At 38.7% G+C, this 2279-nt stretch carries 1 protein-coding gene and 1 pseudogene; both read right to left on the bottom strand.

Annotation, left to right across the window (positions count from 1 at the left end):
• Positions 1-200: pseudogene (locus tag ABZB17_RS22300) on the bottom strand (30S ribosomal protein S12); the annotation flags it as partial.
• A gap of 674 nt (positions 201-874) precedes the next feature.
• Positions 875-2176: an HlyD family secretion protein gene (locus tag ABZB17_RS22295; RefSeq protein ID WP_372653849.1), complete on the bottom strand. Its 1302-nt coding sequence runs from the start codon at positions 2174-2176 to the stop codon at positions 875-877.
• Positions 2177-2279 lie beyond the last annotated feature (103 nt).

Below are 2279 nucleotides of genomic sequence, written 5' to 3'. Positions count from 1 at the left end.
ATGTAAGCATTCACCTCTTTACCATTGGTTAACCTAACCCTTGCAACTTTACGCATTGCCGAGTTTGGTTTCTTTGGCGTAGTGGTATAAACACGAACACATACTCCACGACGTTGTGGGCATGAATCTAAAGCCGGAGATTTACTCTTCTCAACTTTAGTTTGTCTTCCTTTTCTAACTAACTGTTGAATAGTTGGCATAACTACCTGTTTTTTATATAGTTAATAATCATTATCCAAAATGGACTGCAAAATTATGCAAAAATCCTTAATTATCAATCGTTTCGAGACGAAAAAGCACACTTTTCCCCTAAAAACGGCTCGCAAAAGTACGAATTATTATTAAAGAACAATAGATTTATACCTTTTTTTTGAAATTATTAAGATTGAAATGGATTGAGGGAGAGAAGATTGAAGATATATGCGGGAAGCATAAAGCAGAAGGAAAAACCGGCAGAATACCATAGCAAAACAAGCAATACGCAAAATACAGTAAGCATAATCTCTCGCTGGCGCAGATTTGTAATCTATTTAATTGAAGAGGCAATACCGCTCTATTTTAATAGCTCCCAGTTGAGATCCTTTTGCACTGATACGGTGTATTTTCGCAGGTTTAACTGGCATTTCTGCACCCCTTATCACCACGGCCTTGCAAGAGACATAAATTTCATGCCTATGAAAAAAAAAATCATAAGCATAAAATTGGAAAAACGTAGTTATGGAATTTCGATTTTGTAAGCATGAAATTTTTGGGATTAAACCAATCCGTTCAATTTTCCAGTTCACCTGCTCTTTCCAAGGCCATTTCAGCAGATTACAAAACAGCACTAACGAGACTACTCTGAACTTTGCCCCCTGAACTCTGAACTCCGCACTTACTTCACCCGCTCTTTCCACAGTGATTTTAATGGATTAAAAATCCGTTGAATCAAACGCAGATCTTCGGTGATTATTTCGGCCTGCCCCATTAACTGGCTTTGCATTTGCAGTGTATTATTATAATTGGTAACCAAACCGTTAGGAAAAACAATTTCTACCATATAAAAACTATCTTCAGGAACCAGCGAAACACTTTTTACTTTACCACGCACCAAACCATATTCCATGTACGGATAATTGTCGAATTTCACATTCACATCAAGTCCTTCTTTAACTTTTCCCGATCCTCGAACAGGTAACTCTACTTTCCCGATTACTTCGCCTACATCCTCAGGCACGATGGTTAAAACACGGTCACCCTCGGTAATATTCTGGTTTTCGGCATAAAACTTATTAAACGTAACCACCCCATCAATTGGCGACCGCAATACATAAGTAAGAAACCAATCGCTTGCCTGGCTTTTCAGATTATTAAAAGCTTCAATCAGGGCCGATTCGTATTGAATTTTAAAATCGCGGTATTCTTTTTCGTTTTCAATAATCTTTTGATCCAACTCGCTGATACCCATTTGGCGCTCTGCAAGTGTTGAACGCATACCATCGAGTTCCGATTTTTTACTCAACATTTCCGATTCAGCCTGCTCCAGAACAGTGGATGAAACCACCTCCCCAGCCAGCAATTTTTTCTGGCGTTCGTAGTTGCGTTGTTTAATCTGATATTCTTTATCGATGGCCACTTTTTGCTCCCAAAGGCGATCATATAAAATCCGGGCGTTTTTCAACTGCTCCTTATACGACTCCTCTTTTAATACATAATAGTTGCGTTGGTAAAACTCATTCAGCTCCTCGTAGCGGGTTAAAAACTGCGAATAATACTCCTGAACAGCACCCAACTGCAGACTTTTATTAAAACGCTGCGAAACAGAAAAATTGAGCGTATCAAAAGCGGGCTGAACAGTACTTATCATCTGCTCCAACTCAAGCACATCGGTATAATCTGCCGGATTTTCAATTAAAGCGATTGTTTGCCCTGCTATTACATGATCCTTATCGTCAACAAATAGTTTATCGATTTTACCTGTTGCACGGGCAACCAGTGTAGCCGGCGGATTTTCGGTAGTAACCACAATATTCGAGCGCAAAATATCAGGGTAATAAAATATAAAGCTAAAAATAATGATGAGCGAAAAGATGGCAACAAACACAAGAATCCCGTATCGCACAATGCGCGATGGAACTCCGCCAAGTATCTCCTGTACCTCGCCGGAACGTAACTCTATTTTTTTGTCATCAGCCACAGAATCTATTGTTTGTTTTTATTTAACTCACTCTAATGTATTGCTCAATTGTTAAATTGTTCTATTGTTAAATTGTTTTCAGCAACTTAGAACTTCAGTTTCT

This window comes from Draconibacterium sp., from assembly GCF_041583095.1.
Taxonomy (GTDB): domain Bacteria; phylum Bacteroidota; class Bacteroidia; order Bacteroidales; family Prolixibacteraceae; genus Draconibacterium.
This window is presented reverse-complemented; position numbering and strand designations above follow the sequence as displayed.